A 25,333-nucleotide genomic window follows, 5' to 3' on the forward strand; every position below is an offset into this window, starting at 1 on the left:
ATGCCGTTTTTCTGGAACCGCAACGCCCGCCGGCTGCGCCTGCTGCTGATCCTGCTGACGCTGAGCCTGCTGCCCGCCTTTGCCTGGGCGCAGGCCGCGCAGGCGCCCGCCGCCACGCCGACCGCGCAGAATCCGCAGAACGCCGCGCCCACCCTGCCCTCGCTGCCGGAGGTCAACGTCGGCAAGATCGGCGCGCAGCCGGTGAGCCTGCCGCTGCAGACGCTGCTGCTGATGACGGCCATCACCCTGCTGCCGTCGCTGCTGCTGGTGCTGACCGCCTTCACCCGCATCACCATCGTGCTCGGCCTGCTGCGGCAGGCGCTGGGCACCGGGCAGACGCCGTCCAACCAGGTGCTGATGGGCCTGGCGCTGTTCCTGACCGCGTTGGTGATGATGCCGGTGTGGGAAAAGGCCTGGGGCCAGGGCATGAGCCCGTATCTCAACGGCCAGATCGATTTCCAGACGGCGTGGACGCTGACCACGCAGCCGCTGCGCGCGTTCATGCTGGCGCAGGTGCGCGAGACCGACCTGATGACCTTCGCCGGCATGGCCGGCAACGGCACCTACAGCGGCCCGGATGCGGTGCCGTTCCAGGTGCTGGTGGCCTCGTTCGTGACCAGCGAGCTGAAGACGGCGTTCGAGATCGGCTTTCTGATCTTCATCCCGTTCGTGATCATCGATCTGGTGGTGGCCAGCGTGCTGATGTCGATGGGCATGATGATGATGTCGCCGATGCTGATCTCGGCGCCGTTCAAGATTCTGCTGTTCGTGCTGGTCGATGGCTGGGTGCTGACGGTCGGCACGCTGGCCGCCAGTTTCAACGGGGTCTGAGGCCATGAGTCCGGAACTGGCGCTGACGGAGTTGCGTGGCGGGTTGATCACGGTGTTGTGGGTGGCGGGGCCGTTGTTGCTGGCGATGTTGGCGGTGGGTGTGGTGATCGGTGTGTTCCAGGCGGCGACGCAGCTCAATGAGCCGACCATTGCGTTCATCGCGAAGGTGGTGGCGTTGACGGCGATGTTGTTTGCGACGGGGAGTATGTTGCTGGCGCATCTGGTGGAGTACACGACGATGCTGTTTCAGCGTATTCCGCATTTGATTGGGTAGCTGGGATGGCTGCTCTGAGCCACCTTCTCGCGAGTGGATCGCTTTTGTCTGGGAAACGGCAAAAGCTTTCGCCTGGCGGCGAGTCACTTTTCTTTGCTTGTGCAAAGAAAAGTAACCAAAAGAAAGCACACCCCGCCGCAGCGCCCGCTGCGCGGGTCCGCTCCGCTGACGGGATTTTCGGACGGGGCATCGTGCCCCGGCCGAAAACGGCGCACATCCCTGTGCGCCGCCCCCCTCCGGGGGGTTTGACCCGCCAGCTCCGCCGCTGCGGAGGGGACCCGGTGGAGCAAGAGCAAAACAACCGCAATGGCAACGGCAACGGCAAAAGCGATAGCTGCGGCCATCGGGGCGTTGTCTTGGGTGCCGGTCGGGCGGTGCACGTTGTTGTTCGCGGACTCGCTGGTCCGTCTTCGGCTGCAAGCCGCTCGCGCTGCGCGATTGGTGCTGGCCGTTCCTTCGTGATGTCTGCCGGGGTCTCGGGCTGATGGATGCCGCCACGCAAATGGTCGTCGATGGGTCGCGGGCGTTCGCGATGATCGGGGCGGTGCTGTGGACGATGCTGCGGATCGGGGCGATGTTGACGGTGATGCCGATGGTCGGGAGCAAGGCGGTGCCGGGGCGGGTGCGGGTGATCCTGGCCGGGACGCTGGCGATTGCGCTGGCGCCGATCCTGCCGCCGGTGCCGGATTGGGACGGGTTCAATGCCGCGGTGGTGCTCAGCGTGGCGCGGGAGCTCGCGGTGGGGGCCAGCATGGGCTTCATGCTGCGGATGATCTTCGAGGCCGGGGCGATGGCCGGGGAACTGGTGTCTCAGAGCACCGGCCTGGGCTTCGCGCAGATGGCCGATCCGCTGCGCGGGGTCAACTCGCCGGTGATCGGCCAGTGGTTCTACCTGGCCTTCGGCATGATGTTCTTCACCGCCAACGGGCATCTGGCGGTGGTGTCGCTGCTGGTGGACAGCTACAAGGCGCTGCCGATCGGTACCGCGCTGCCCGATGCGCAGGCCATGGCCTCGGTGGCGCCGAACTTCTTCATGAGCATCATGCGCGGGGCGGTGACCCTGGCGCTGCCGGTCATGGTGGCGATGATGGCGGTGAACCTGGCCTTCGGCGCGCTGGCCAAGGCGGCGCCGTCGCTGAACCCGATCCAGCTCGGCCTGCCGGTGGCGGTGGTGCTGGGCCTGGCGCTGCTGGCGGTGCTGGTCGGCGAGATGGGGGCGCCGGTGCAGCGGCTGTTCGATGCCGCCTTCAATGCCGCGCGCGCGCTGACCGCCTAGCCGGCGCTCAAGCTGCGCCGCGACGCGGCCGATACCGACGGCAGGCTACCGTTGGCGGGCCAGGATGGGCGGCGGCAGCGCCGACCGTCCCGGATCCCGTCGATCGCCGCGGTCCGTCCTTCCTTCCATCGCTCGCCGTACGCCATGCCCTATCGCCTGCCAGCGCCCGCTCGTGCCTGCCATCGCCGTGTCCCACGGCGGTGCGGCGGCGGCTGAGCGCGCATGCGCACGGTCATGGGTCGATGCCTGTGGGGGCCGCTGTGGCTGCTGCTGTCGGCACTGACCTGCACCGGGGCGACACAGGCCCAGGTGATCCCGTTGCGGCACTATGCGCAGGACCAGGGCCTGCTCGGCCTGGCCGGCACCTGTCTGCTGCAGCGTCGCGACGGCAGCCTGCTGGTCTGCAGCGAAAGCGGCCTGTATGCCTTCGACGGCGACCAGTTCCAGCAAGTGAAGCTGCAGGGCCACGGCGGCCATTACATCTCCGATGCCGCCGAGGACGCCCAGCGGCGGCTGTGGGTGGCCACCTTCGATGCGATCTACGTGGACGATGGCTCGCCGGCCGGCTGGATGCCGCTGGAGCACGGCAGCCTGCCCTCGCATCGCCCGCTCAACCGCCCGCGCCTGGCCGCGCCGGCCTGGGGCACGGTGGTGCTGGACGACCGCCGCCTGTTGCGCGCGGTGCGCAAGGCCGATGCGAAGGGATGGGAACTGCAGCCCCTGTTCGATGCGGCGACGCTGGCGCGGCAACCGGAGCTGGCCGACATCCACGACCTGTTCGTCGTCGACGACACACTGTGGCTGGGCTGCGCCAAGGCCTTGTGCCGGATCGATGCCGACGGTCGCGCCACCCGCTACGACCAGGCCCAGGGCCTGCCCGCAGAATTCTGGCGCAATGCGGTGCGCGACCGCGACGGGAACCTGTGGGTCGTCGGCAGCCGTAAGGTGATGCGGCTGCAGGCCGGCGCGACGCGCTTCCAGGAGCAGACACCCCCCGGGCTGGACGGACCGGCCCTGGTGACCTGGCGCACGCCGATCCTGCTGGACCCGCAGCACCGGGTGCTGGTGCGGACCAACCAGGGCCTGGCGCGCTGGGAACAGGGGCGCTGGCGCAGTTTCGACCGTCGCAACGGCCTGCCCGAGGGCAGCATCGTCGCCATGCACTTCGACCAGGCCGGCGACCTGTGGCTGAGCATGGATGGCGAAGGCGTGCTGCGCTGGAACGGCTACGGCTGGATCGAGAACTGGGATGTGTCGCAGGGCATCAGTCGGGCGCCGACCTGGAGCATCCAGCGCACCCAGCGCGGCGACCTGCTGGTCGGTAACGAGGGCGGCATCGACCGCCTGCGCGAGGATGGCCGCTTCCAGCGCTGGCCCAGCGACCACGGCACGCAGATGATCGGCCTGCAACGCGCCGCGGACGGCACGCTGTGGAGCATCGGCTCGGTCGGTGCGCTGCGCCGATACGACGCGCAGGGCCGGCTGCTGCGCGCCTACCCGCCGCTGGACGGCATCGCCAAACAGCTGTTCGTGGATGCGAGCGGCCGGGTGTGGATCCTCAGCAACCGCGGGGTGTATCTGCTGGCGGCGGCCGACGCCGACGCGGTGCCGCAGAAGGTGCAGGCGCTGCCCGGTGGCGAATATTCGGACATCCAGCAGCGTGGCGACGGCAGCGTGCTGGCGGTGGGCATGACCGGCGTGTTCCGACTGCGTGGCGAGACCTGGACGCCGATCCGGCTGGTCGTGGATGGTGCGCCGGCGCAACCCGTGCTCAGCAAGCTGCTGGTCCTGGACGATGGCCAGGCCTGGGCCAGCCTGTATGGCCCCGGTGCCTGGCAAGGGCGGCTCGACGGCGACACCCTGTACCTGCAGCCGGCCGATGCGCAGTTGAGCGGCCTGCAGCTGTACAGCCTGCGCCGCACCCGCAACGGATGGATCTGGATCAGCCACAACCAGGGCGTGGACGTCTACGACGGACGCGCCTGGTCGCGGCTGACGCAGGCGCAGGGGCTGCTCTGGAACGACATGTCCGAATCGGCCTTCCTGGAAGACCACGACGGCTCGGTATGGCTGGGCAGCAGCCGTGGCGTCACCCACCTGCTGGATCCGGCGCGGCTGTTCCCGGCGCAGGCGCCAAGGCTGGCGCTCAAGGAGTTCAGCCGTGCCGGCGCCGCCATCGCCGCGGGCGCGCGCCTGCGCTGGAGCGAGGATCCGCTGCATATCGCGGTCGGCTCGCCGGACCTGTACGACGAGCGCAACCGCATCAGCTTCCGCTATCGCTTCGAGGGCGCACACACCCGCTGGCTGCACACGCCCAACTTCGAGTTCGAGCAACCGCCGCTGGCGCCGGGTCACTACGTGCTGGAGGTGCAGTTGCTGGACGCCTACCGGCGCAGCGCCTCGGCGCCGCTGCGGGTGGCGTTCTCGGTGGCGCCGGTGTGGTGGCGCAGCCAGCCGATGATCGCGCTGTACCTGGTGCTCGGCGGCGGCCTGGCGGTGGCCCTGCTGCACTGGCGCGAACGCCGCCTGCACCAGCGCCAGCGCGAACTGGCCGAACTGGTGGCGCTGCGCACCGAGGAGCTGGAACACGACAAGCGCGAACTGGAGATCGCCCGCGCCGCACTGGCGGTGAAGGCCTCGCACGACGCCCTCACCGGCCTGCTCAACCGCGCCGGCATCCTCGAGGCGCTGGCGGCGCAGATGCGCCGCAGCGACGCCGAGCAGACCCCGCTGGCAGTGGCGATGATCGACCTCGACCACTTCAAGCGGATCAACGACGAACACGGCCACCTGGCGGGCGACGCGGTGCTGATCGAGGTGGCGCGGCGCCTGGGCGCCAACCTGCGCGACGCCGACCTGGTCGGCCGCTACGGCGGCGAGGAACTGCTGGCCGTGCTGCCCGGCTTGCCGCCTAGCTGCGGCGAGCGGCTGCAGGCCCTGCGCGCCACCATCGCCGGGCAGCCGCTGCGCATCGGCGAGCGGCAGTTGGCGATCACCGCCTCGATCGGCGTGGCCTGGTATCGACCGGGCGAACCGCTGCAGCACCTGCTGGCGCGCGCCGACGCGGCGCTGTACCAGGCCAAGCGGCTGGGCCGCGACCGGGTCGAGCTGCAACTCGCCTAGCCGCCGCCGCGGCCGAGGGGCGCGGCGGCAGCGCCCGGAATCCGGGCCAGGGACCGGCACGGTCCTTGCAGTGCGCAGGGTCGATCCTGGCCGAGCGCACCCCCGATGTCCGAGAGCGAAGAAGGCGCAGAGCGCACAGAACAGCCAACAGACAAACGTCTGCGCGAAGCCCGCGAACAGGGCAACATCCCGCATTCGCGCGAACTGGCGACCGCCGCGGTGTTCAGCGCCGGCGTCTTCGCCCTGATGGGCCTGTCCACCTCCATGGCCGCCGGTGCGGTGGCCTGGCTGAAACAGGCGCTGCGCCCGGACCTGTCGCTGCGCGAGCATCCGCAGGCGATGTTCGGCCATTTCGGCGACTTGCTGCTGAACCTGCTCTGGGTGGTGCTGCCGCTGGTCGGCATCTGCCTGGCGGCCAGCTTCGCCGCGCCGGTGCTGATGGGCACCCTGCGCTTCTCCGGCCAGGCGCTGATGCCCAAGTTCGACCGGCTCAACCCGATGAACGGGCTGAGCCGCATGTACGGCGCCGAGACCATCGTCGAACTGCTCAAGTCGATCCTGCGCATGGGCTTCGTCGGCGGCGCCGCGATGCTGTGCCTGTGGGGCAGCACCGACTTCCTGCGCGGCCTGCTGCTGCAGCCGCTGGAGCAGGCCATCGGCCACGGCCTGGGCTTCACCCTGCGGCTGCTGCTGTACACCGCCGGCGCGCTGGCGCTGCTGGCGGCGATCGACGCGCCCTATCAGAAGTGGAATTACATCCGCAAACTGAAGATGACCCGCGAGGAAGTGCGCCGGGAAATGAAGGAAAACGACGGCAGCCCCGAGGTGAAGGGCCGCATCCGCCAGATGCAGATGCAGATGTCGCAGCGGCGGATGATGGAAGCCGTGCCCAAGGCCGACGTGGTGGTGGTCAACCCCACCCACTATGCGGTGGCGCTGAAGTACGAGAGCGGGCGCATGCGCGCCCCCACCGTGGTGGCCAAGGGCGTGGACGAGATCGCCTTCCGCATCCGCGAGGTCGGCGAGCAGCATCGCGTGGCGGTGATCTCGGCGCCGCCTTTGGCACGCGCCTTGTATAGGGAAGGCCAACTCGGCAAGGAAATTCCCGTGAGACTGTATTCCGCGGTGGCGCAGGTCCTCTCGTACGTCTACACGCTGCGCGCCTGGCGCAGCGGGCCGATGCCGCCGTTGCCGCCGCTGGAAGTGGATGAATTCGCCCCGGGGAGCCAGCCATGAGTCAGCCTGCCGCGCAGATGAACACGCGCAAAGTCATGGACATGATCAAGCACGGGCTCGGCGCCCCGGTGATCGTGTTGCTGATGCTGGCGATGGTGGTGGTGCCGCTGGCCGCACCGGTGCTGGACGCCCTGTTCACCTTCAACATCGCCATCTCGCTGATGGTGCTGCTGGCGGTGGTGTACGTGAAGCGGCCGCTGGAGTTCAGCATCTTCCCGATCGTGCTGCTGATGACCACGATGCTGCGCCTGGCGCTGAACGTGGCCTCCACCCGCGTGATCCTGATCAACGGCCAGGGCGGCCACGGCGCCGCCGGCAAGGTGATCGAGGCCTTCGGCGAATTCGTGATCGGCGGCAACTATGCGGTCGGCATCGTGGTGTTCGCGATCCTGACCATCATCAACTTCGTGGTCATCACCAAGGGCGCCGGGCGCGTGTCGGAAGTGACCGCGCGCTTCATCCTCGACGCCATGCCCGGCAAGCAGATGGCGATCGACGCCGACCTCAACGCCGGTCTGCTGACCCGCGAGGAAGCCAAGGCCCGCCGCGAGGAAGTGCGCGAGGAAGCGGACTTCTACGGCTCGATGGACGGCGCCAGCAAGTTCATCCGCGGCGACGCCATCGCCGGCATCCTGATCCTGTTCATCAACCTGATCGGCGGCATGGCGGTCGGCGTGCTGCAGCACGGCATGCCGGTGGCGCAGGCCGCCTCCACCTACACCCTGCTGTCGATCGGCGACGGCCTGGTCGCGCAGCTGCCGGCGCTGCTGGTGTCCTCGGCGGTGGCGATGCTGGTCACCCGCGCCTCGCGCTCGCAGGACATGGGCGCCTCGATGATGGGCCAGGTGTTCGGCCAGCATAAGGCGCTGGCGGTGGCGGCGGCGATCCTGGGCCTGGTCGGCCTGATCCCGGGCATGCCCAACGTCGCTTTCTTGACGCTGGCGCTGATCCTGGGCCTGCTGGCCTGGAAGATGTGGAAGCGCAGCCTGCTGCCGCCGCCGGCCGCGGCCGAGGCGGCGCCGCAGGCCGCGGCCGCCGCTCAGGCCAATGCCGAACTGGGCTGGGACGAACTGCGTCCGATCGACCCGCTGGGCCTGGAGGTCGGCTACCGGTTGATCCCGCTGGTGGACAAGACCCAGGGCGGCGAGTTGATGGCGCGGATCAAGGGCGTGCGCCGCAAGCTGACCCAGGACATCGGTTTCCTGGTGCCGCCGGTGCACATCCGCGACAACCTGGAACTGCCGGCCAACGCCTACCGCCTGCTGGTGCACGGCGTGCCGGTGGCCACCGCCGACATCCACCCGGACCGCGAACTGGCGCTGGACCCGGGCGGCGCGCTCGGCAAGATCGACGGCATCCCCGGCAAGGACCCCGCGTTCGGCCTGGATGCGATCTGGATCCAGCCGCATCTGCGCGCCCAGGCCGAGACCATGGGCTATACCGTGGTCGACCCGGCCACGGTGATCGCCACCCACCTCTCGCACCTGATCCGCGAGCACGCCCCGGAACTGCTCGGCCACGAGGAAGTGCAGCAGCTGCTGGCGACCCTGGCCAAGAGCGCGCCCAAGCTGGTCGAGGACCTCACCCCCAAGGCGCTGCCGCTGTCGGTGGTGGTGCGGGTGCTGCAGAACCTGCTCATCGAGAAGATCCCGGTGCGGCAGTTGCGCAAGATCGTCGAGGCCCTGGTCGAGCACGCCCCGCAGAGTCAGGAACCCGGCGCGCTCACCGCCGCGGTGCGCAACGCCCTGGGCCGGTTCATCGTCCAGGAGATCGCCGGCATGGCCCCGGAACTGCCGGTGTTCACCCTGGCCCCGCAATTGGAACGCGTCTTGCAGGACTCTACCCAGGGCAACGGCGCGGCGCTGGAACCCGGACTGGCCGAACGCTTGCACCAAAGTCTGGCGGACTGCGTGAGCAAGCAGGAGGCGCGCAACGAACCGGCGGTGGTGCTGGTGCCGGCGCAGGTCCGCGCCGCCCTCGCCCGCCTGGTCCGCCACAGCGTCCCCGCGCTGTCGGTCCTGTCCTACAGCGAAGTGCCGGAGGACAAGCGGCTGAAGCTGGTGGGCACGATCAGTTGAGATGACGGGAAACGGGAACAGGGAATGGGGAATCGCACCCTTGCCCCGGCAGCGGAGAGAGCAATGAACACGATCACGAAAAACCGGACACGACACCGCGGCCCGCCACGTATCGGCACCGATCACGCATCCATTCCCCATTCCCCATTCCCCATTCCCGGCTCCCACCCATGAAGATCAAACGCTTTGTCGCCCCCGACATGCGCACCGCCTTCCGGATGGTGCGCGACGAGCACGGGCCGGATGCGGTGATCCTGTCCAACCGGCGTACCGACGAGGGCATCGAGATCGTGGCCGCCAGCAACTACGACGAGGCCCTGGTGCAGCGGGCGCTGGATGCGGTGCGCCCGGACGAGGCGCCGCGCGCCGCCGCGGCGAGCCAGGCGCCGGCCGCTGCGGCCCCGCGTGCCGCACGCGGCGACGCCGCCGCCAGCCCGGCGATGGCGATGATGGCCGCGATCAGCGAGCGCCGCGGCAGTGCCGCGCCGGCCGCCCCGGCCGCTTCCCCGGCACGGCCGCTGACCCAGCCGGCGGCGCTGGCCGCCTCGGCGATGCCCGCCGCGGCCGCCCCTGCTGCCGCCGCACGCCAGGCCGCCCCGGCCAAGGCCGCAGCGCCGGTCACCGGCCGCGCCGAGTTCAGCATCCCCGAGGACGTGTTCCGCAACGCCCCGATCAGCGTGCCCATGCCCAGTCCGTTCGCCGCCGCCACCGCGGCGCCGGCCGCCGAGGCCGTGCCGGCCTGGCGCGACGACGTGCCCGCGGTGGCGCTGACCCCGGTGGCGAGCCCGGCCCCGGCCGCGCCCGTCGCGACCGCCGATGCGCCGGCCGCTGCCGGGATCCCGGCGGCCGCGGCGCTGGCGGCAGTGCCGACCTTCCCCGCCCCGCAGAACGACGAACAATTGACGCAGCTGCGCGACGAACTGTCGCTGATGCGGCAGATGATCGAGCGCGAGATGAACCGCCTCACCGACGAGCGCCTGCGCGGCTCGCCGGTCCGCGCCCAGGCGCTGGAGCTGATGGACGACTACGGCTTCGACAGCGGCATCACCCGCGACGTGGTCATGCAGATCCCCGCCGACCTGGAGCTGCACCGCGGCCGCGGGCTGATGCTGGGCCTGCTGTCCAAGCGCCTGCCGATCGCCGCGCTGGACCCGCTCGAGGAAGGCGGCGTGATCGCCCTGATCGGCCCGACCGGCGCCGGCAAGACCACCACCATCGCCAAGCTGGCCTCGCGCTTCCTGGAGCGCCATGCCGCCCGCGACGTGGCCCTGGTCACCACCGACACCATCCGCGTCGGCGGCCGCGAACAGCTGCACAGCTACGGCCGCCAGCTCGGCATCGCCGTGCACGAGGCCGACAGCGACGCCGCGCTGCAGCAGCTGCTGGAGCGCCTGGCCGACTACAAGCTGGTGCTGATCGACACCGCCGGCATGGGCCAGCGCGACCGCGCCCTGGCCGCCCAGCTGCACTGGCTGCGCGCCTCGCGGGTGGTCCGATCCTTGCTGGTCCTCCCCGCCAACGCCCATTTCTCCGACCTGGACGAGGTGGTGCGCCGGTTCGCCGGCGCCGACCCACAGGGGGTCATCCTGACCAAGTTGGACGAGACCGGGCGGTTCGGCAGTGCCTTGTCGGTGGTCGTGGACCACCGCCTCCCCATCACCTGGGTGACCGATGGACAGCGTGTGCCGGACGACCTGCACCGCGCCAACGCCGCCAGCCTGGTATTGCGCCTTGAAGATTTGCGGCGCGCTGCCGATAAGCCCTGTACTCCGGAGCAGACCCATGCCGTCGCGTGACTACGTCAATCTGACCAATGCCTTCCCCCTGTCGGCGACGCGCAGCGAACCGCTGGGTCCGGTGCGCACCATCGCCGTGACCGGCGGCAAGGGCGGCGTGGGCAAGACCAACATCTCGGTGAACCTGTCCATGGCGCTGGCCGACATGGGCAAGCGCACCCTGCTGCTGGACGCCGACCTGGGCCTGGCCAACGTCGACGTGCTGCTCGGGCTGACCCCCAAGTTCACCGTGGCCGACCTGGTCGCCGGGCGCTGCACCCTGGAAGAGGTGCTGATCGACATGCCCAACGGGCTCATGGTGGTGCCCGCCGCCTCCGGCCGCCGCTACATGGCCGAGCTGCCGCCGGCCCAGCACGTGGGCCTGGTCAACGTGTTCTCCGAGCTGCAGCGCGAGCTGGACGTGATGATCGTCGACACCGCCGCCGGCATCACCGACAGCGTGCTGACCTTCTGCCAGGCCGCGCAGGACGCGGTGGTGGTGGTCTGCGACGAGCCGGCCTCGATCACCGACGCCTACGCCCTGATCAAGGTCCTCTCGCGCGAGCGCGGCGTGGACCGGGTGCAGATCGTCGCCAACATGGTCCGCGACCTCAACGAAGGCCGCCTGCTGTACGACAAGCTCAGCCGGGTCTGCGAGAAGTTCCTCGGCGACGTGTCGCTGAACTACCTGGGCTGCGTGCCGCAGGACGACTGGCTGCGCCTGTCGGTGCAGCGCCAGCAGCCGGTGGTCAAGGCCTACCCGTCCAGCCCGTCGGCGCAGGCGATCAGCGAGATCGCCCGGCGCACCGCACGCTGGCAGGCGCCGACCGCCCCGCGCGGCAACGTCGAGTTCTTCGTCGAGCGCATCATCCAGCGCGGGGTGGCCGCATGAACGCCGCCGCCCACTACCGCGCCGTCCAGCGCAACAGCGCCAACGACTACATCACCCAGCACTCGGACCTGGTCCGGCGCATCGCCCACCACCTGGCGGCGCGGCTGCCGGCCAGCGTCGAGATCGACGACCTGATCCAGGCCGGCATGATCGGCCTGATCGAGGCCTCGCGCAGCTACGACGCCGAACAGGGCGCCTCGTTCGAGACCTACGCCTCGATCCGCATCCGCGGCGCGATGATCGACGAGATCCGCCGCGGCGACTGGGTGCCGCGCTCGGTGCACCGCCGCGCCCGCGACGCCGCCTCGGCGATCCGCAAGATCGAACAGAGCACCGGCCGCGCCGCCGCCGCCAACGAAGTGGCCGCGGCGATGGACATGCCGCTTCCCGAATACCTGCGTTTGATGGAAGATGCCGCCCGCGGCCAGGTGCTGAGCCTGGAGTCGCGCATCGAGGACCATGGCGAGCTGGATACCATCGCCAAGGGCGGACCCAATCCGCAGCAGATGCTCGAGCGCAGCGAATTCGGCCGCGAGCTGGGCAAGGCCATCGCGCAGTTGCCCGAACGCGAGCAGTTGGTGCTGTCGCTGTACTACGAGCAGGAATTGAACCTCAAGGAAATCGGCGCGGTGCTCGGGGTCAGCGAGTCGCGCGTGTGTCAGATCCATGGCCAGGCCACGGTACGGTTGCGCGGACGCCTGAAGGCGTTCGAGGTCGCCGATGCCGGTCTGGAAGACGAAGAATAGGAACCCTTAGGAGTCAGTGGTGAACAAGAACATGCGGATTTTGATCGTGGACGATTTCTCGACGATGCGACGCATCGTCAAGAATCTGCTCGGCGATCTGGGCTTCACCAATACCGCCGAGGCCGAAGACGGCAACAGCGCCCTGGCCGCGCTGCGCTCGGCGCCGTTCGAGTTCGTGGTCACCGACTGGAACATGCCGGGCATGACCGGCATCGATCTGCTGCGCAACATCCGCGCCGACGACAAGCTCAAGCACCTGCCGGTGCTGATGGTCACGGCAGAGGCCAAGCGCGAGCAGATCATCGAGGCCGCGCAGTGCGGCGTGAACGGCTACATCATCAAGCCGTTCACCGCGCAGACGCTGCAGGAGAAGCTGGGCAAGATCTTCGAACGCCTGGGAGCGACCGCCTAAATGGAAGCCACCGCCGAACGTACCGCCCTGATCGAACGCCTGCAAGGCGCGCTGGACGCGCTGGAAAACGGCGACGAGGCCGGCTGGCGCAGGGAGATCGACACCCTCGCCGCCTGGCGCACGCGGCCGATGATGCAGGGCCTGAGCCGGCTCGCACGCGACCTGGGGCAGGCGCTCGGCGAACTGCCGGTGGTGCCCAGCGAGGCCGGCGAGCTGGACGACGCCTGCTCGCGCCTGGACCACGTGGTGGAGATGACCGAACAGGCCAGCCACCGCACCCTGGACCTGGCCGAGGAATGCCGTGCGCTGGCCGACCAGCTCGCCGCCGGCGGCCTCAGCGGCGACCAGAGCGAGATCCTCGACAAGATCCGCCACAACCTCACCGAAATGGCCCTGGCGCAGAGCTTCCAGGACCTGACCGGGCAGATCATCCGTCGCGTCGCCGGCATCGTGCGCCGCGTGCACGAAGGCTTCGGCGCGCTGGGTCTGCCGCCGAAGGAAGAAAACAAGAAGGCCGACGGCAGCCTGGCCGGCCCGGCCCTGCCCGGCCTGGACCGCCACGGCGTGTCGCAGCACGACGCCGACGACCTGCTCTCGGGCCTGGGACTGTAACGCTATGAGCGCCGTACCCGACGACATCGCTGCCGACTTCATCATCGAGGCCCAGGAGATCCTGGACCGGCTCGGCGAGCAACTGGTGTCGCTGGAGCAGGCGCCCGAGGACAGCGGCCAGCTCAACGCCGTGTTCCGCGGCTTCCACACGCTCAAGGGCGGCGCCGGCTTCCTGGCGATCAACGCCATGGTGGAGCTGTGCCACGCCGCGGAGGAAACCCTGGGCATGGCCCGCGCCGGCCAGGCCACCCTGCAGGCGCGACACTTCGACGCCGCGCAGCAGTCGCTGGACTACCTGCAGTCGATGCTCGATGCCTTCGGCAGCGGCCAGGAGCCGCCGCGCGCGCCGCCGGAGCTGATCGCGCAGTTCGACGCGCACGGCGACGACGCGCCGGCACCGGCACCCGCGAAGAGCGCCGCGCCTGCGCCCGCCGCCGTCCCGGCCACCGCGGCGGCCGCGGGAGACCTGATCAGCGACGACGAATTCGAGGCGCTGCTGGACCAGTTGCACGGCGATGCGCCGCCGACGGCCACGCCGCAGGCGCTGCAGCCGGCGCCGCGCGCGCCCAGCGCCGCGCCCAAGGCCGCGGCCGCCCCGGTCAAGGCCGCCGAGCCCGAGCACACCGTGCGCGTGGACACCAAGCGCCTGGACGCGATCGTCAACCTGATCGGCGAACTGGTGCTCTCGCGCAACCGCCTCAAGACCCTACGCGTGCGCCTGCGCGACGAGGAACTGGACCGCGCGGTCAGCAGCCTGGACATCGCCACCGCGCGCCTGCAGTCGGCGGTGATGCGCACGCGCATGCAGCCGGTCGGCAAGGTGTTCTCGCGCTTCCCCAAGGTGGCGCGCGACGTCGCCCGCTCGCTCAACAAGGAAGTGGAGCTGGAACTGATCGGCGCCGACACCGAACTGGACCGCAACCTGGTCGAGGCGCTGGCCGATCCGCTGGTGCACCTGGTGCGCAACGCGATCGACCACGGCATCGAGGCCCCGGCGCTGCGCGAAGCCACCGGCAAGCCGCGCGGCGGCCACGTGCGCCTATCGGCGCAGCAGGAAGGCGACTACGTCAGCATCGAGGTGCAGGACGACGGCGCCGGCATCGACCCGGAACGGCTGCGCGCCAAGGCCCGCGAGAAGGGCCTGATCGACCCCGAGGCCGCCGCCCGCCTGACCACCGAGGAATGCCTGCACCTGGTGTTCCTGCCCGGCTTCTCGACCAAATCCGAAGTCACCGACATCTCCGGCCGCGGCGTCGGCATGGACGTGGTGCAGTCGCGCATCCGCGAACTCAGCGGGCAGATCCAGATCCAGTCGGAACTGGGCCGCGGCAGCCGCTTCCTGATCCGCGTGCCGCTGACCCTGGCGATCCTGCCGACCCTGCTGGTGCAGGCCGGCGATACCGTCTACGCGCTGCCGCTGGCGCGCGTGGTGGAAGTGCTGCACGCCCCGCGCCGCTCGCTGGGCTGGTTCGACGGCCGCGCCGTGCTCGACCGGCAGTCGCACACCCTGCCGCTGGTGGACCTGCGCCAGTGGCTCAACATCGACGCCCCGCAACTGCCGCTGCTCACCGTGGTGGTGCTGCAGGCCGGCGAATCGCGCATGGGCCTGGTCGTGGACCAGGTCCGCGGCCGCGAGGAAGTGGTGATCAAGCCGCTGCCGCGCTCGCTGCGCGGCCTGCCCGGCTACGCCGGCGCCACCCTCATCGGCGACGGCCGCCTGGCGCTGATCCTGGATGTGGATGGCTTGAAGGCCTGAAGGCCGGGATTGGGGAATGGGGAATGGGGAATGGGGAATCGTAAGAGCGGGTTCCCTGGCGCTTCGTTTTCCCCTGATTCCGCCGTAGAAGCGGCTTTAGCCGCGACGCGGTGAGGCTGGGATTCGGGAATGGGGATTCGGGAATCGCAACAGCAGCTCCCGTGTACCTCACTCCCCAATGTGGGAGCGGCTTCAGCCGCGACGCGATAGAGCCGGGATGAGCGGTTGGCGTGCGCGCGCTTTTGCGATTCCCGAATCCCCATTCCCGAATCCCGGCTTCATCGATTCCCCATTCCCCATTCCCCATTCCCGGCCGCCAACCCATCAAGTCCCAAGCCCCCTGGCCGATACCTCCTGCATGGACAAGCTCAGTCTCATCGGCCTGCTGTTGGCGATTCTGTCGCTCATCGGCGGCAGCATCCTCAAGGGCGCCGGCATTTCGGCGCTGTGGTCGCCGGCTGCGTTCGTCATCGTGATCGTCGGCACCGTCGCGGCGATCCTGGTGCACACCCCGCCGTCCGTGTTCCGCCGTGCGTTCCAGATCGCCAAGTGGATCCTGTGGCCGCCGCCGAGCGACCGCCAGGCGTTGCTCAAGCAGATCGTGGAATGGAGCAACATCGCGCGCCGCCAGGGCCTGCTCGGGCTGGAGAACCAGGTGCCGCAGCAGCAGGATCCGTTCGTGCGCAAGGGCCTGCAGATGCTGGTGGACGGCGTGGAGCCGGAAGCGATCCGGCACATGCTGGAGATCGACCTGGAAGGCCAGGAACATTGCGACCTGGCCGCGGCCAAGGTGTTCGAGGGCATGGGCATCTACGCACCGACCCTGGGCATCATCGGCGCAGTGCTGGGCCTGATCGCGGTGATGAAGAACCTGGCCGACCCGAGCAAGCTCGGCCACGGCATCGCCGCCGCGTTCACCGCCACCATCTACGGCATCGCCTCGGCCAACCTGCTGTTCCTGCCGATGGCCGCCAAGCTCAAGAGCGTGATCAAGCACAGCTGCGGCGAGCGCGAAATGATCATCGAAGGGTTGATCGCCATCGCCCAGGGCGAGAACCCGCGCAACATCGAATCGAAACTGGCCGGATTCTTGCATTGAGTTCCGAATGGCCCGCAAGCACTCCCACGACGAGCACGCCAACCACGAGGCATGGGCCATCCCCTATGCCGACCTGATGACGTTGCTGCTCGCCTTCTTCGTGGTGATGTACGCGCTGTCCACGATCAACGAAGCCAAGTACCGGGTCATGGCCGACGCGATGAGCGCCGCGTTCGGCGGCACCCCGACGACCCTGCGTCCGGTGCAGGTCGGCGACCACGCGCTGCAGGGCCAGGGCGGCGAGCGGCCGACCCCGATCAAGTCCAGCCCGGCGCTGACCCTGCCCGATCCCAACCGCCTGCCCTCGGGCAACGCGCAGCGCGGCGACGACCTGCGCGACGCGCAGCAGCTGCGACGCGCGCAGCGCCAGCTCGACAGCATCGCCGATCGCCTCGGCGCCGCGCTGGCGCCGCTGATCCAGAAGAAGCTGATCACCGTGCGCCGCGCCGGGCTGTGGATCGAAGTGGAGATCAACAGCGACATCCTGTTCGGCTCCGGCTCGGCCGCGCTCGACCAGAGCGCGCGCGCCACCCTGTCCGAACTGGCGCAGGTGCTGTCCGGCGTGCCCAACGGGGTGCGCGTGGAGGGCTACACCGACAACACCCCGATCGCCACCGCGCAGTTCCCCTCGAACTGGGAACTGTCGGCGGCGCGCGCGGCCAGCGTGGTCCACCTGTTCGCCGACCAGGGCCTGCAGCCCTCGCGGCTGTCGATGATCGGCTACGGCCAGTTCCGCCCGCGCGCCAGCAACGACACGCCGGCAGGCCGCAACGCCAACCGCCGCGTGGTGCTGGTGATCCTGGCCGACTCCGGCGACAGCGGCGATGCGACGCCGTCGGCCTCCGATCGTTTGAGCGCCGGCGCCGCACCGGCCACCCCGACACCCCCCGCCGCGGCGGCCCCCGGCAACGCCGGCGGCCCCCGCGCAGTACCTGCCATTGAAGGAGTCAACTGATGCGCATCTGGGCGATCGCCAACCAGAAAGGTGGCGTGGGCAAGACCACCACCACGCTGGCCCTGGGCCGTGGGCTGGCCATGCTCGGGCACCGCGTGCTGATGCTCGATCTCGATCCGCACGCCTCGCTGACCCGGGCCTTCGACGTGCCGCAGGAACCGCAGCCGCCGGGCGTGCTCGACCTGTTCGCGACCCCGCCGGGCGAACTCGCCGCGCTGGCCCGCGACACCGCGGTCGAGCGTCTGAGCTTCGTCTGCGGGCAGACCGCGCTGGCCACGCTGGAACGGCGCAGCGCCAACCAGCCCGGCCTGGGCCTGGCGCTGCAGCAGGCCATGGCCCGCCACGCCGGCCAGCACGACTACATCCTGCTCGACTGCCCGCCGACCCTGGGCCTGCTGATGATCAACGCGCTGGCGGCGGCCGACCGCGTGATCATCCCGACCCAGGCCGAGCCCCTGGCCCTGCACGGCCTGGCCAGCATGGTCCGCACCGTGGACATGGTCGAGCGCTCGCGGCGCCGGCCGCTGCCCGCGTCGATCCTGCCGACCCTGTTCGACAAGCGCACCCGCGCCGGCAACGAGACCTTGCGGCAGATGCAGGACAGCTACGGCGAGCGGGTGTGGGAAGACGCCATCCCGGTCGACACCAAGATCTGCAACGTCAAGGCGCTGACGGTGGCCGGCGTGCCGGGCGACTACCCGGGCCGCGGCCTGGCCGCCTACCGCCGCGCGCTGGAATGGCTGATCGCCAGCGACGCCACGCCGATGGAGCAAGCCGCATGAGCACCCCCGGGATCATCGACGATTATCTGGAAGGCCTGCTCCACGACGTGATCGCCGAGGAGCAGAAGGCCGTGCCGCCGAGCCCCGCGCCGGTCGCGGTCGCCGACGTGCAAGCGGACGCCGCGACGACGGCGCCCGCCCCGGCCGCTGCCGGACCGACCCCGGAGCAGATCGCTGCCGCGGTCCTGGCCGAAGCCGACTCCGATCCGGCCCTGGCCGGCATCATGTCGCAGCAGGCGCTCGCGCCCGCACCGGCCGGCCCGACCCCCGAACAGATCGCCGCCGCGGTCCTGGCCGAAGCCGATTCCGATCCGGCCCTGGCCGGCATCATGTCGCAGCAGGCGCTGGCGCCCGCACCGGCCGGTCCGACGCCCGAACAGATCGCCGCCGCGGTCCTGGCCGAAGCCGATGCCGATCCGGCCCTGGCCGGCATCATGTCGCAGCAGGCGCTGGCGCCCGCGCCGGCTGGTCCGACGCCCGAACAGATTGCCGCCGCGGTCCTGGCCGAAGCCGATTCCGATCCGGCCCTGGCCGGCATCATGTCGCAGCAGGCGCTGGCGCCTGCCCCGACCGGCCCGACCCCCGAACAAATCGCCGCCGCAGTCCTGGCCGAAGCCGATTCCGATCCGGCCCTGGCCGGCATCATGTCGCAGCAGGCGCTGGCACCCGCGCCCGCCGGTCCGACGCCCGAAGAAATCGCCGCCGCGGTCCTGGCCGAAGCCGACTCCGATCCGGCCCTGGCCGGCATCATGTCGCAAGCAGCACCGGCGCCCGCCGCGCTGACGCCGGCCCAGCAGGCCGAGCGCCAAGCCGACCTGGATGCGGTCGCGGCGATGGAGCGGCAGCGTGCCGCCGTGCCGCGCGATCTGGCCGCCGAAGACGATGCCGCCGCCGCGCGCGCGGTCAAGCGTCCGCCGATGGCGGTGCCGCCGGAACGCCGCGCCGAAGCCAGCCGCGCCCAGGCCGCCGGCGCCAAGCTGCCGCCGAACCTGCAGGCCTTCATGGCACCGGCCGTGCCGCATGGCTCGGCCATCGCCCCCGAACGCCTGGCCGAGCGCCGCACCCGCTGGCTGCGCCTGCGCTGCGGCGAGCAGGCCTACGCCCTGGAACTGCTGAAGGTGCAGGAAGTGGTGCTGCCGGTGCCGCTGCTGGCGCTGCGCGGCACGCCGCCGGCCATGCTCGGCATCATGAACCTGCGCGGCCAGGTGGTGCCGGTGCTCGACCTCGGCGTGCACCTGGGCGCGGCGCCGATCGAGATGGACATGCAGACCCGGGTGGTGGTGCTGGAAGAGAACGGCGAGACCCTGGGCCTGCGCGTGTCCGCGGTGGAAGACGTGGCCAGCCTCAGCGACCAGCAGATCGAGCCGCCGGACAACGCCCGCATCTGCCGCATTTCCAACCATCTGTTCCGCGGCGTGGCGCGGCTGGCGCAGCAGCCGATGATCCTGCTCGACGCCGAGCAACTGCTGCACTGACCCGGGCCGGCGGGCGGCAACTGGGAACGGTGCCGCACTTTCCAACCGCCGCTAAAGCTTTTCAGGCCACGGCCGTTATCTGCCATAGAACCATTGGTGCGGAGCAATGATGAGCACAGTCCCCCTTGGCGAAGATCTCGGTATCGAGACCAGCGCCGACCTGAAACAACGCCTGACCGCGTTCCTTGCGTCGGACGACGTGCTGCGGCTGGACGCCGGCGAAGTCCGCCGCATCCATACCGCATCCGTACAGGTGCTGTGCGCATTCGTCGATGCCCGTCGCAAGGACGGCAAGCGCACCGAATTCGAGGCCTGCAACGCCACCTTTCGCGACGCGGCACGCCTGCTAGGGGTCAGCGAATCGCTGGGCCTTCCTGCAACCCCTGACAATCTGAAATCTGTGGAGAACGCGGCATGAGCGCACGTATCTTGGTAGTGGACGATTCGGCGTCGATGCGCCAGATGGTCTCCTTCGCCCTCACCTCGGCCGGCTTTGCCGTCGAAGAAGCCGAAGACGGCGCGGTCGCGCTGGGCCGCGCCAAGGGCCAGCGCTTCAACGCGGTGGTCACCGACGTCAACATGCCGAACATGGACGGCATCACCCTGATCCGCGAACTGCGGCAGCTGCCGGACTACAAGTTCACCCCGATGCTGATGCTGACCACCGAGTCGGCGGCGGAGAAGAAGTCCGAGGGCAAGGCGGCCGGTGCGACCGGCTGGCTGGTCAAGCCGTTCAATCCCGAACAGCTGATCGCCACCGTCCAGAAAGTCCTGGGCTGATCCCTCCCCTCCTTTTCCGGATTCCCGCCCCATGAGCATGGACCTGCAACGTTTCCACGCCACCTTCTTCGAGGAAAGCCGCGAAGGGCTGGACGCGATGGAAGCCGGATTGCTGTCGCTGGAAGAAGGCAATCGCGACCCCGAGACCATCAACTCGGTGTTCCGCGCCGCGCACTCGATCAAGGGCGGCGCCGCCACCTTCGGTTTCGAGGCGATGGCCGGCCTCACCCACGTGCTGGAGACGCTGCTCGACGAACTGCGCGCCGGCAAGCGCGAAGTCGAAGCGCACGCGATCGACGCCATCCTCGGCTCGGTGGACGTGCTGCGCGCCCTGCTGCGCGAAGCCGAACACGGCGTCCCGGCCGATCCGGCCGCGGTCAAGGCCGTGCACGAGCGCCTGCAGCACGCGTTGAACGGCGGCCCGGCCGCGCCCACCGTCGCCACCCCGGCGGCGAACCAGCCGGCCGAGCCGGAAGCCTGGCAGATCGGCTTCACCCCGGCGCCGTCGCTGTTCATGAGCGGCAACGACCCGCTGCGCATCATCCGCGAACTCGAACACCTCGGCCCGCTGCAGGTCGCCTGCCGCAGCACGCGCCTGCCCGGCTTCGCCGAACTCGATCCGCTCGAGGCCTACCTGGCCTGGGACCTGGGCCTGGTCGGCAAGATCCCGCGCAGCGCGATCGAAGACACCTTCGCCTGGGTCATCGACGACTGCGAGCTGGAAATCCGCCCGGTGCCGCCGCCGAGCCTGGCCACCGCGCCGGCGCCGGTGCTGACCGCGCCGCCGACCGCCGCCACCGCCGCCCCGGCCGCTGCCGTGGCCGCGAATGCGCCGGCCGGCAACGCCGCCGCCGCGCACGAAGCGGAAAGCTCGATCCGCGTCAGCGTCGACAAGGTCGACGCGCTGATCAACCTGGTCGGCGAACTGGTCATCACCCAGGCCATGCTCAAGCAGGTCTCCACCGGCCTGGACCAGGCCGTGGCCGAGCGCCTGTTCGCCGGCCTGGACCTGCTCGAACGCAACACCCGCGACCTGCAGGAAGCGGTGATCGGCGTGCGCATGCTGCCGGTGGACGCGGTGTTCCGCCGCTTCCCGCGCCTGGTCCGCGACCTCTCCACCCGCCTCGGCAAGCAGGTGCGCCTGCGCACGATCGGCGAGGGCACCGAGCTGGACAAGGGCCTGATCGAGAAGATCGCCGATCCGCTGGTGCACCTGGTGCGCAACTCGATCGACCACGGCCTGGAACTGCCGGAGGCGCGCCGCGCCGCCGGCAAGGACGAGACCGGCACCATCACCCTGGCGGCCTCGCACCAGGGCGGCCACATCGTCATCGAAGTCAGCGACGACGGCGCCGGCCTCAACCGCAACCGCATCCTGGCCAAGGCCGCCGAACGCGGCATCGCCGTGCCGGACAACCCGAGCGATGCGCAGGTCTGGGACCTGATCTTCGCCCCGGGCTTCTCCACCGCCGACGCGGTCACCGACCTGTCCGGCCGTGGCGTCGGCATGGACGTGGTCCGCCGCAACATCCAGGGCCTGGGCGGCGAAGTGCAGCTGGAAAGCGAATCCGGCCGCGGCACCCGCGTGCTGATCCGCCTGCCGCTGACCCTGGCGATCCTCGACGGCATGACCGTGGCGGTGTCGGGCGAAACCCTGATCCTGCCGCTGGCCTACGTCATCGAGGCGCTGCAGCCCAAGGCCGACGACATCCGCACCATGGCCGGCGAAGGCCGCGTGCTGCGGGTCCGTGGCGAGTACCTGCCGATCCTCTCGCTCAGCGACTCCTACGGCTTCGGCCGCATCGAGCAGAGCGAAGAACCGCTGGTGGTGGTGGTCGAGGCCGACGGGCAGAAGCTGGCGCTGGAAGTGGACGAACTGATCGGCCAGCAACAGGTGGTGGTCAAGAACATCGAGAACAACTACCGGCGCATCAGCGGCATCTCCGGTGCCACCATCCTCGGCGACGGCCGCGTCGCCCTGATCGTGGACATCGGTGGCCTGGTCCGCTCGCTGCGGGTGCAGCAGGCGGCCTGACCGCCCCGCCCTCCCGCGCCACGCCACACACGAGCCCCGGCAGCGATGCCGGGGCTTTTTGTTTGCGGTGCGCGCTGCAGATCCGCGTCTCTGCGTACATGGTCGCCAGAGACAGGGCGCGCGCTGCACGCAGGTGCCCGCCATCCGACCTGCAAACACCGCAACGCGGCCCTAAAGAACCCGCCGCGATTGCCGATAGCCAATTGAGCGCACAGTTTTTGTCTACATGTGCGTGCCGGTCACACCTGGGGAGGTGGAACCGGCGCTTCAGGGGAGCGATCGGAGGAGCTGCCGGTCGCTGAAGCCGTGCTGCAGCAGTGGGGAAAACGCATCGTGTGCCGTGTTGGCGTGGCTTGAACGCATGTTTCCGCATGCCTTTCGCCTGTTTTACGCACTTCATCACAGATGAAACCAGCATTACGACCGGTTTTCCCTGTTAACGACCACGCAGTGACTCGTCCATTTTCAGGGGGTTCCAACATGACGTCGCTCTTGCAACGCTACAACGTGGGCCGCCGCCTCGGCGGCGCGTTCGGCCTATTGATCCTGCTGTCCTGCCTGCTGGTCGCGGCCGGCCTGCTGTCCATGTCGCGGGCGCGGAACGAGCTGGACCATATCGTCAAGATCAACGTCGAGAAGATCCGCATCAGCAACGGCATGCTCGACGACAACGCCAACATCCTGGTCGCGCTCGGCACCTTGGCAATGGTGAGCAGCGAACAGCTCAACCGGGAAGCACTGGCAGAAATCAAGCAACATCGCGCGCACTACATGGAGATGCGCAAGCAACTCGATGCGTTCCCTTCAACCAGCGAGCGCATCCGCACGCTGCGTGCGGAGATCGATGCGCAACGGGCGGTCGCAGGCAAGCTCAACGATCAGGTGATTGCGCTCGGCGCGGCCAATCGCAACGACGAAGCGCAAGCCCTATTGAACGAAAAGGCGCGACCGGCCACAGCCGCCTGGCAGGCCAAGATTCGGGAAAACGCCGATATCCAGGACGCGCAGATGAAGCAGGCCTATGCCACGGCCACCGAGGCGATGACCGATGGCCGCAACATGCTGCTCGGCGGCGGCCTGGCCGTGCTGATCGTCAGTGGCCTGCTGGCCTGGACCATCACCCGCAGCCTGACCGGACCGCTGAACCAGGCCACCCGCGCCGCCGAAGCCATTGCCGATGGACGCCTGGACAACGACGTGGCCACCGATGCGCGCGACGAACCCGGCCGCCTGCTGGTCGCGATGGGCCGCATGCAGACCCAGTTGCAGCGCTTCTCCAGCGAAACCGCGTTGATGATCGAACTGCATGCCGACAAGGACATGTCCCACCGCATGCCGCAGGACTTCCCGGGCGTGTACGGCGAGCTGAGCAAGGGCATCAACACCATGATGTTCGAGCACCTGGACGCCATCGTCGACGCCATCGGCGTGCTCAACGAATACGCCAACGGCGACCTGCGCCGCGACGCCCGGCGCCTGCCCGGCAGCCGCGCGGTCCTGCACGAGTCGATGGATGCGGCCAAGGCCAGCCTGCTGGCGATCAACACCGAGATCAAGCGTCTGGCCGCCGCGGCGGCGGCCGGCGACTTCAGCGCCCGCGGCGATGCGGCGCACTTCCAGCACGATTTCCGGCTGATGGTGCAGGACCTCAACGCGATGATGGAGGTCAGCGACCACAACCTGGGCAAGCTGTCGGCCTTGCTGCAGGCCATCGCCGCAGGCGACCTCACCGCGCGCATGGAAGGCGAGTTCCACGGCGTGTTCGCCACCATGCGCGACGACGCCAACGCCACCGTCGAACAACTGACCGGCATCGTCGGTCGCATCCAGACCGCGGCGGTCAGCATCAATGCCGCTGCCACCGAAATCGCCGCCGGCAACGACGACCTGTCGCGCCGCACCGAGCAGCAGGCGGCCAGCCTGGAAGAAACCGCTGCGTCGATGGAGGAGCTGACTTCCACGGTGAAGCAGAATGCCGAGCACGCGCGCCAGGCCAACCAGTTGGCAGCAGGTGCCGCCTCGGTGGCCTCGCAAGGCGGCAGCGTGGTCGGCCAGGTGGTCGAAACCATGAGCGGCATCGAGGCCTCGTCGAAGAAGATCGCCGACATCATCGGCGTGATCGACGGCATCGCCTTCCAGACCAATATCCTGGCCTTGAACGCGGCGGTGGAAGCGGCGCGTGCCGGCGAACAAGGTCGCGGCTTCGCGGTGGTCGCCAGCGAGGTGCGGACCCTGGCCCAGCGTTCCTCGAATGCGGCCAAGGAGATCAAGAGCTTGATCGACGACTCGGTGGACCAGGTGGCCAATGGCTCGACCCTGGTACGCCAGGCCGGCGAGACCATGGCCGAGATCGTGGCCTCGGTACAGCGCGTCACCGACATCATGAGCGAGATCTCGGCGGCCTCGCAGGAGCAGGCGTCGGGGATCGAGCAGGTCAACCAGACCGTCACCCAGATGGACGAGACCACCCAGCAGAATGCCGCCCTGGTGGAAGAGGCCACCGCCGCCGCGCGCTCGATGGAGGAACAGGCCACGCAGTTGCAGGATGCGGTGTCCGTGTTCAAGTTGGATACCCTGCCGGCAATCGCATCGATCGCGGTCGCGTCGACGGCCCGCCCCGCCCCACGCAGCGTGCCGTCTGCGCCGCCACGCAAGCCGCGGCCGGCGCCGCAGTCCGTTGCGCTTGCCCAGGCGGCCAGCAGCGACTGGCAGGAGTTCTGAGTCCTCGCCCCAGTCGCGTCGATGCGCGGCCGTGCACTGCACGGCCGCTCGATAGGCGATGCCGCGATGTCGGTGCGGGGCAGCCAGCCAGGCTGGCTGGCTGGCGCCCGCATCGTCTCCATCGACGCGGCGTACGGCAACCACTGCCGGCACGACCGCACTGAGGCGCTCAAGAATCTCCTGCGCCTGTCGATACCAAATCGAGCGCACGCTTTTTGTCTACACCGGTGCGTGCCGACAGGGCCTGGGGAGGTCCTTCGGCGCTTCAGAGGGATCGCTCGGTGCATGCGCCGATCGCTGAAGTCGCAAAACCGAACGGGGAAACCGCAGCCCTGACGACTGTTCCTTTTCGCGCCTGCCTTCGGCACGCGCGCAGCTTCGACTTGCCGTTCCTTGGTCCGTTTCGTCAGCTTGCCTACACCCGGGATCTCCGGCGCGCCACAACACGCGTCGTTCCTTCATTCGTACACGGGGG

Annotated in this window: 19 protein-coding genes and 1 pseudogene; all 20 read left to right on the forward strand. The window is 69.5% G+C overall.

What is annotated here, in order from left to right:
• The 20 genes and pseudogenes from fliP (at position 1) to SLW56_RS10500 (ending at position 24,858) form a co-directional block, all read left to right on the forward strand.
• On the forward strand, positions 1-831 hold the full coding sequence (gene fliP, locus SLW56_RS10405) for a flagellar type III secretion system pore protein FliP (protein ID WP_026144375.1): 831 nt from the start codon (positions 1-3) through the stop codon (positions 829-831).
• A gap of 4 nt (positions 832-835) precedes the next feature.
• Entirely contained in the window at positions 836-1,105 is a 270-nt protein-coding gene (locus SLW56_RS10410) for a flagellar biosynthetic protein FliQ (RefSeq protein WP_010343869.1), read from the forward strand.
• Positions 1,106-1,589: 484 nt separating this feature from the next.
• A complete protein-coding gene (gene fliR, locus SLW56_RS10415; RefSeq protein ID WP_017909008.1) occupies positions 1,590-2,381 on the forward strand; it encodes a flagellar biosynthetic protein FliR in 792 nt (263 codons plus the stop codon).
• A gap of 234 nt (positions 2,382-2,615) precedes the next feature.
• Complete coding sequence (locus SLW56_RS10420; RefSeq protein ID WP_320694797.1) at positions 2,616-5,504, forward strand: diguanylate cyclase; 2,889 nt, start codon at positions 2,616-2,618, stop codon at positions 5,502-5,504.
• A gap of 105 nt (positions 5,505-5,609) precedes the next feature.
• A complete protein-coding gene (gene flhB, locus SLW56_RS10425; protein ID WP_017909010.1) occupies positions 5,610-6,740 on the forward strand; it encodes a flagellar biosynthesis protein FlhB in 1,131 nt (376 codons plus the stop codon).
• Positions 6,741-6,757: 17 nt separating this feature from the next.
• Positions 6,758-8,818, forward strand: coding sequence for a flagellar biosynthesis protein FlhA (gene flhA, locus SLW56_RS10430; RefSeq protein ID WP_026143395.1), 2,061 nt, complete (start codon positions 6,758-6,760; stop codon positions 8,816-8,818).
• A 170-nt stretch (positions 8,819-8,988) separates the two neighbouring features.
• Positions 8,989-10,614 (forward strand): flagellar biosynthesis protein FlhF, encoded by a 1,626-nt coding sequence (flhF, locus tag SLW56_RS10435; RefSeq protein ID WP_152236971.1) that lies wholly within the window; start codon positions 8,989-8,991, stop codon positions 10,612-10,614.
• On the forward strand, positions 10,601-11,485 hold the full coding sequence (locus SLW56_RS10440) for a P-loop NTPase (RefSeq protein ID WP_010341540.1): 885 nt from the start codon (positions 10,601-10,603) through the stop codon (positions 11,483-11,485). Before flhF ends, SLW56_RS10440 begins: the two co-directional genes overlap by 14 nt.
• On the forward strand, positions 11,482-12,231 hold the full coding sequence (locus SLW56_RS10445) for an RNA polymerase sigma factor FliA (RefSeq protein ID WP_010341541.1): 750 nt from the start codon (positions 11,482-11,484) through the stop codon (positions 12,229-12,231). The genes SLW56_RS10440 and SLW56_RS10445 overlap by 4 nt, the downstream gene beginning before the upstream one ends.
• Before the next feature lie 19 nt (positions 12,232-12,250).
• Complete coding sequence (cheY, locus tag SLW56_RS10450; RefSeq protein ID WP_010341542.1) at positions 12,251-12,643, forward strand: chemotaxis response regulator CheY; 393 nt, start codon at positions 12,251-12,253, stop codon at positions 12,641-12,643.
• Positions 12,644-13,255, forward strand: coding sequence for a protein phosphatase CheZ (locus SLW56_RS10455; RefSeq protein ID WP_010341543.1), 612 nt, complete (start codon positions 12,644-12,646; stop codon positions 13,253-13,255).
• Between the two features lie 4 nt (positions 13,256-13,259).
• Positions 13,260-15,011, forward strand: coding sequence for a chemotaxis protein CheA (locus SLW56_RS10460; RefSeq protein ID WP_320694798.1), 1,752 nt, complete (start codon positions 13,260-13,262; stop codon positions 15,009-15,011).
• Between the two features lie 358 nt (positions 15,012-15,369).
• Entirely contained in the window at positions 15,370-16,110 is a 741-nt protein-coding gene (locus SLW56_RS10465) for a flagellar motor protein (protein ID WP_010341770.1), read from the forward strand.
• Positions 16,111-16,117: 7 nt separating this feature from the next.
• A pseudogene (motD, locus tag SLW56_RS10470) lies at positions 16,118-16,921 on the forward strand (flagellar motor protein MotD); the annotation flags it as partial.
• Positions 16,922-17,064: 143 nt separating this feature from the next.
• On the forward strand, positions 17,065-17,847 hold the full coding sequence (locus SLW56_RS10475; protein ID WP_017910758.1) for a ParA family protein: 783 nt from the start codon (positions 17,065-17,067) through the stop codon (positions 17,845-17,847).
• A 224-nt stretch (positions 17,848-18,071) separates the two neighbouring features.
• Positions 18,072-19,322, forward strand: a complete 1,251-nt coding sequence (locus SLW56_RS10480) for a chemotaxis protein CheW (protein ID WP_320694846.1) — start codon at positions 18,072-18,074, stop codon at positions 19,320-19,322.
• 109 nt (positions 19,323-19,431) lie between these two features.
• Positions 19,432-19,740: an STAS domain-containing protein gene (locus SLW56_RS10485; protein WP_010341777.1), complete on the forward strand. Its 309-nt coding sequence runs from the start codon at positions 19,432-19,434 to the stop codon at positions 19,738-19,740.
• Positions 19,737-20,102, forward strand: a complete 366-nt coding sequence (locus SLW56_RS10490; protein WP_010341778.1) for a response regulator — start codon at positions 19,737-19,739, stop codon at positions 20,100-20,102. Before SLW56_RS10485 ends, SLW56_RS10490 begins: the two co-directional genes overlap by 4 nt.
• A gap of 31 nt (positions 20,103-20,133) precedes the next feature.
• Complete coding sequence (locus SLW56_RS10495) at positions 20,134-22,137, forward strand: chemotaxis protein CheA (RefSeq protein WP_148827701.1); 2,004 nt, start codon at positions 20,134-20,136, stop codon at positions 22,135-22,137.
• Between the two features lie 480 nt (positions 22,138-22,617).
• Positions 22,618-24,858: a methyl-accepting chemotaxis protein gene (locus SLW56_RS10500; RefSeq protein ID WP_320694799.1), complete on the forward strand. Its 2,241-nt coding sequence runs from the start codon at positions 22,618-22,620 to the stop codon at positions 24,856-24,858.
• Positions 24,859-25,333 lie beyond the last annotated feature (475 nt).

Origin of the sequence: Xanthomonas sp. LF07-6 (assembly GCF_034105445.1) — a bacterium.
Classification (GTDB): domain Bacteria; phylum Pseudomonadota; class Gammaproteobacteria; order Xanthomonadales; family Xanthomonadaceae; genus Xanthomonas_A; species Xanthomonas_A sontii.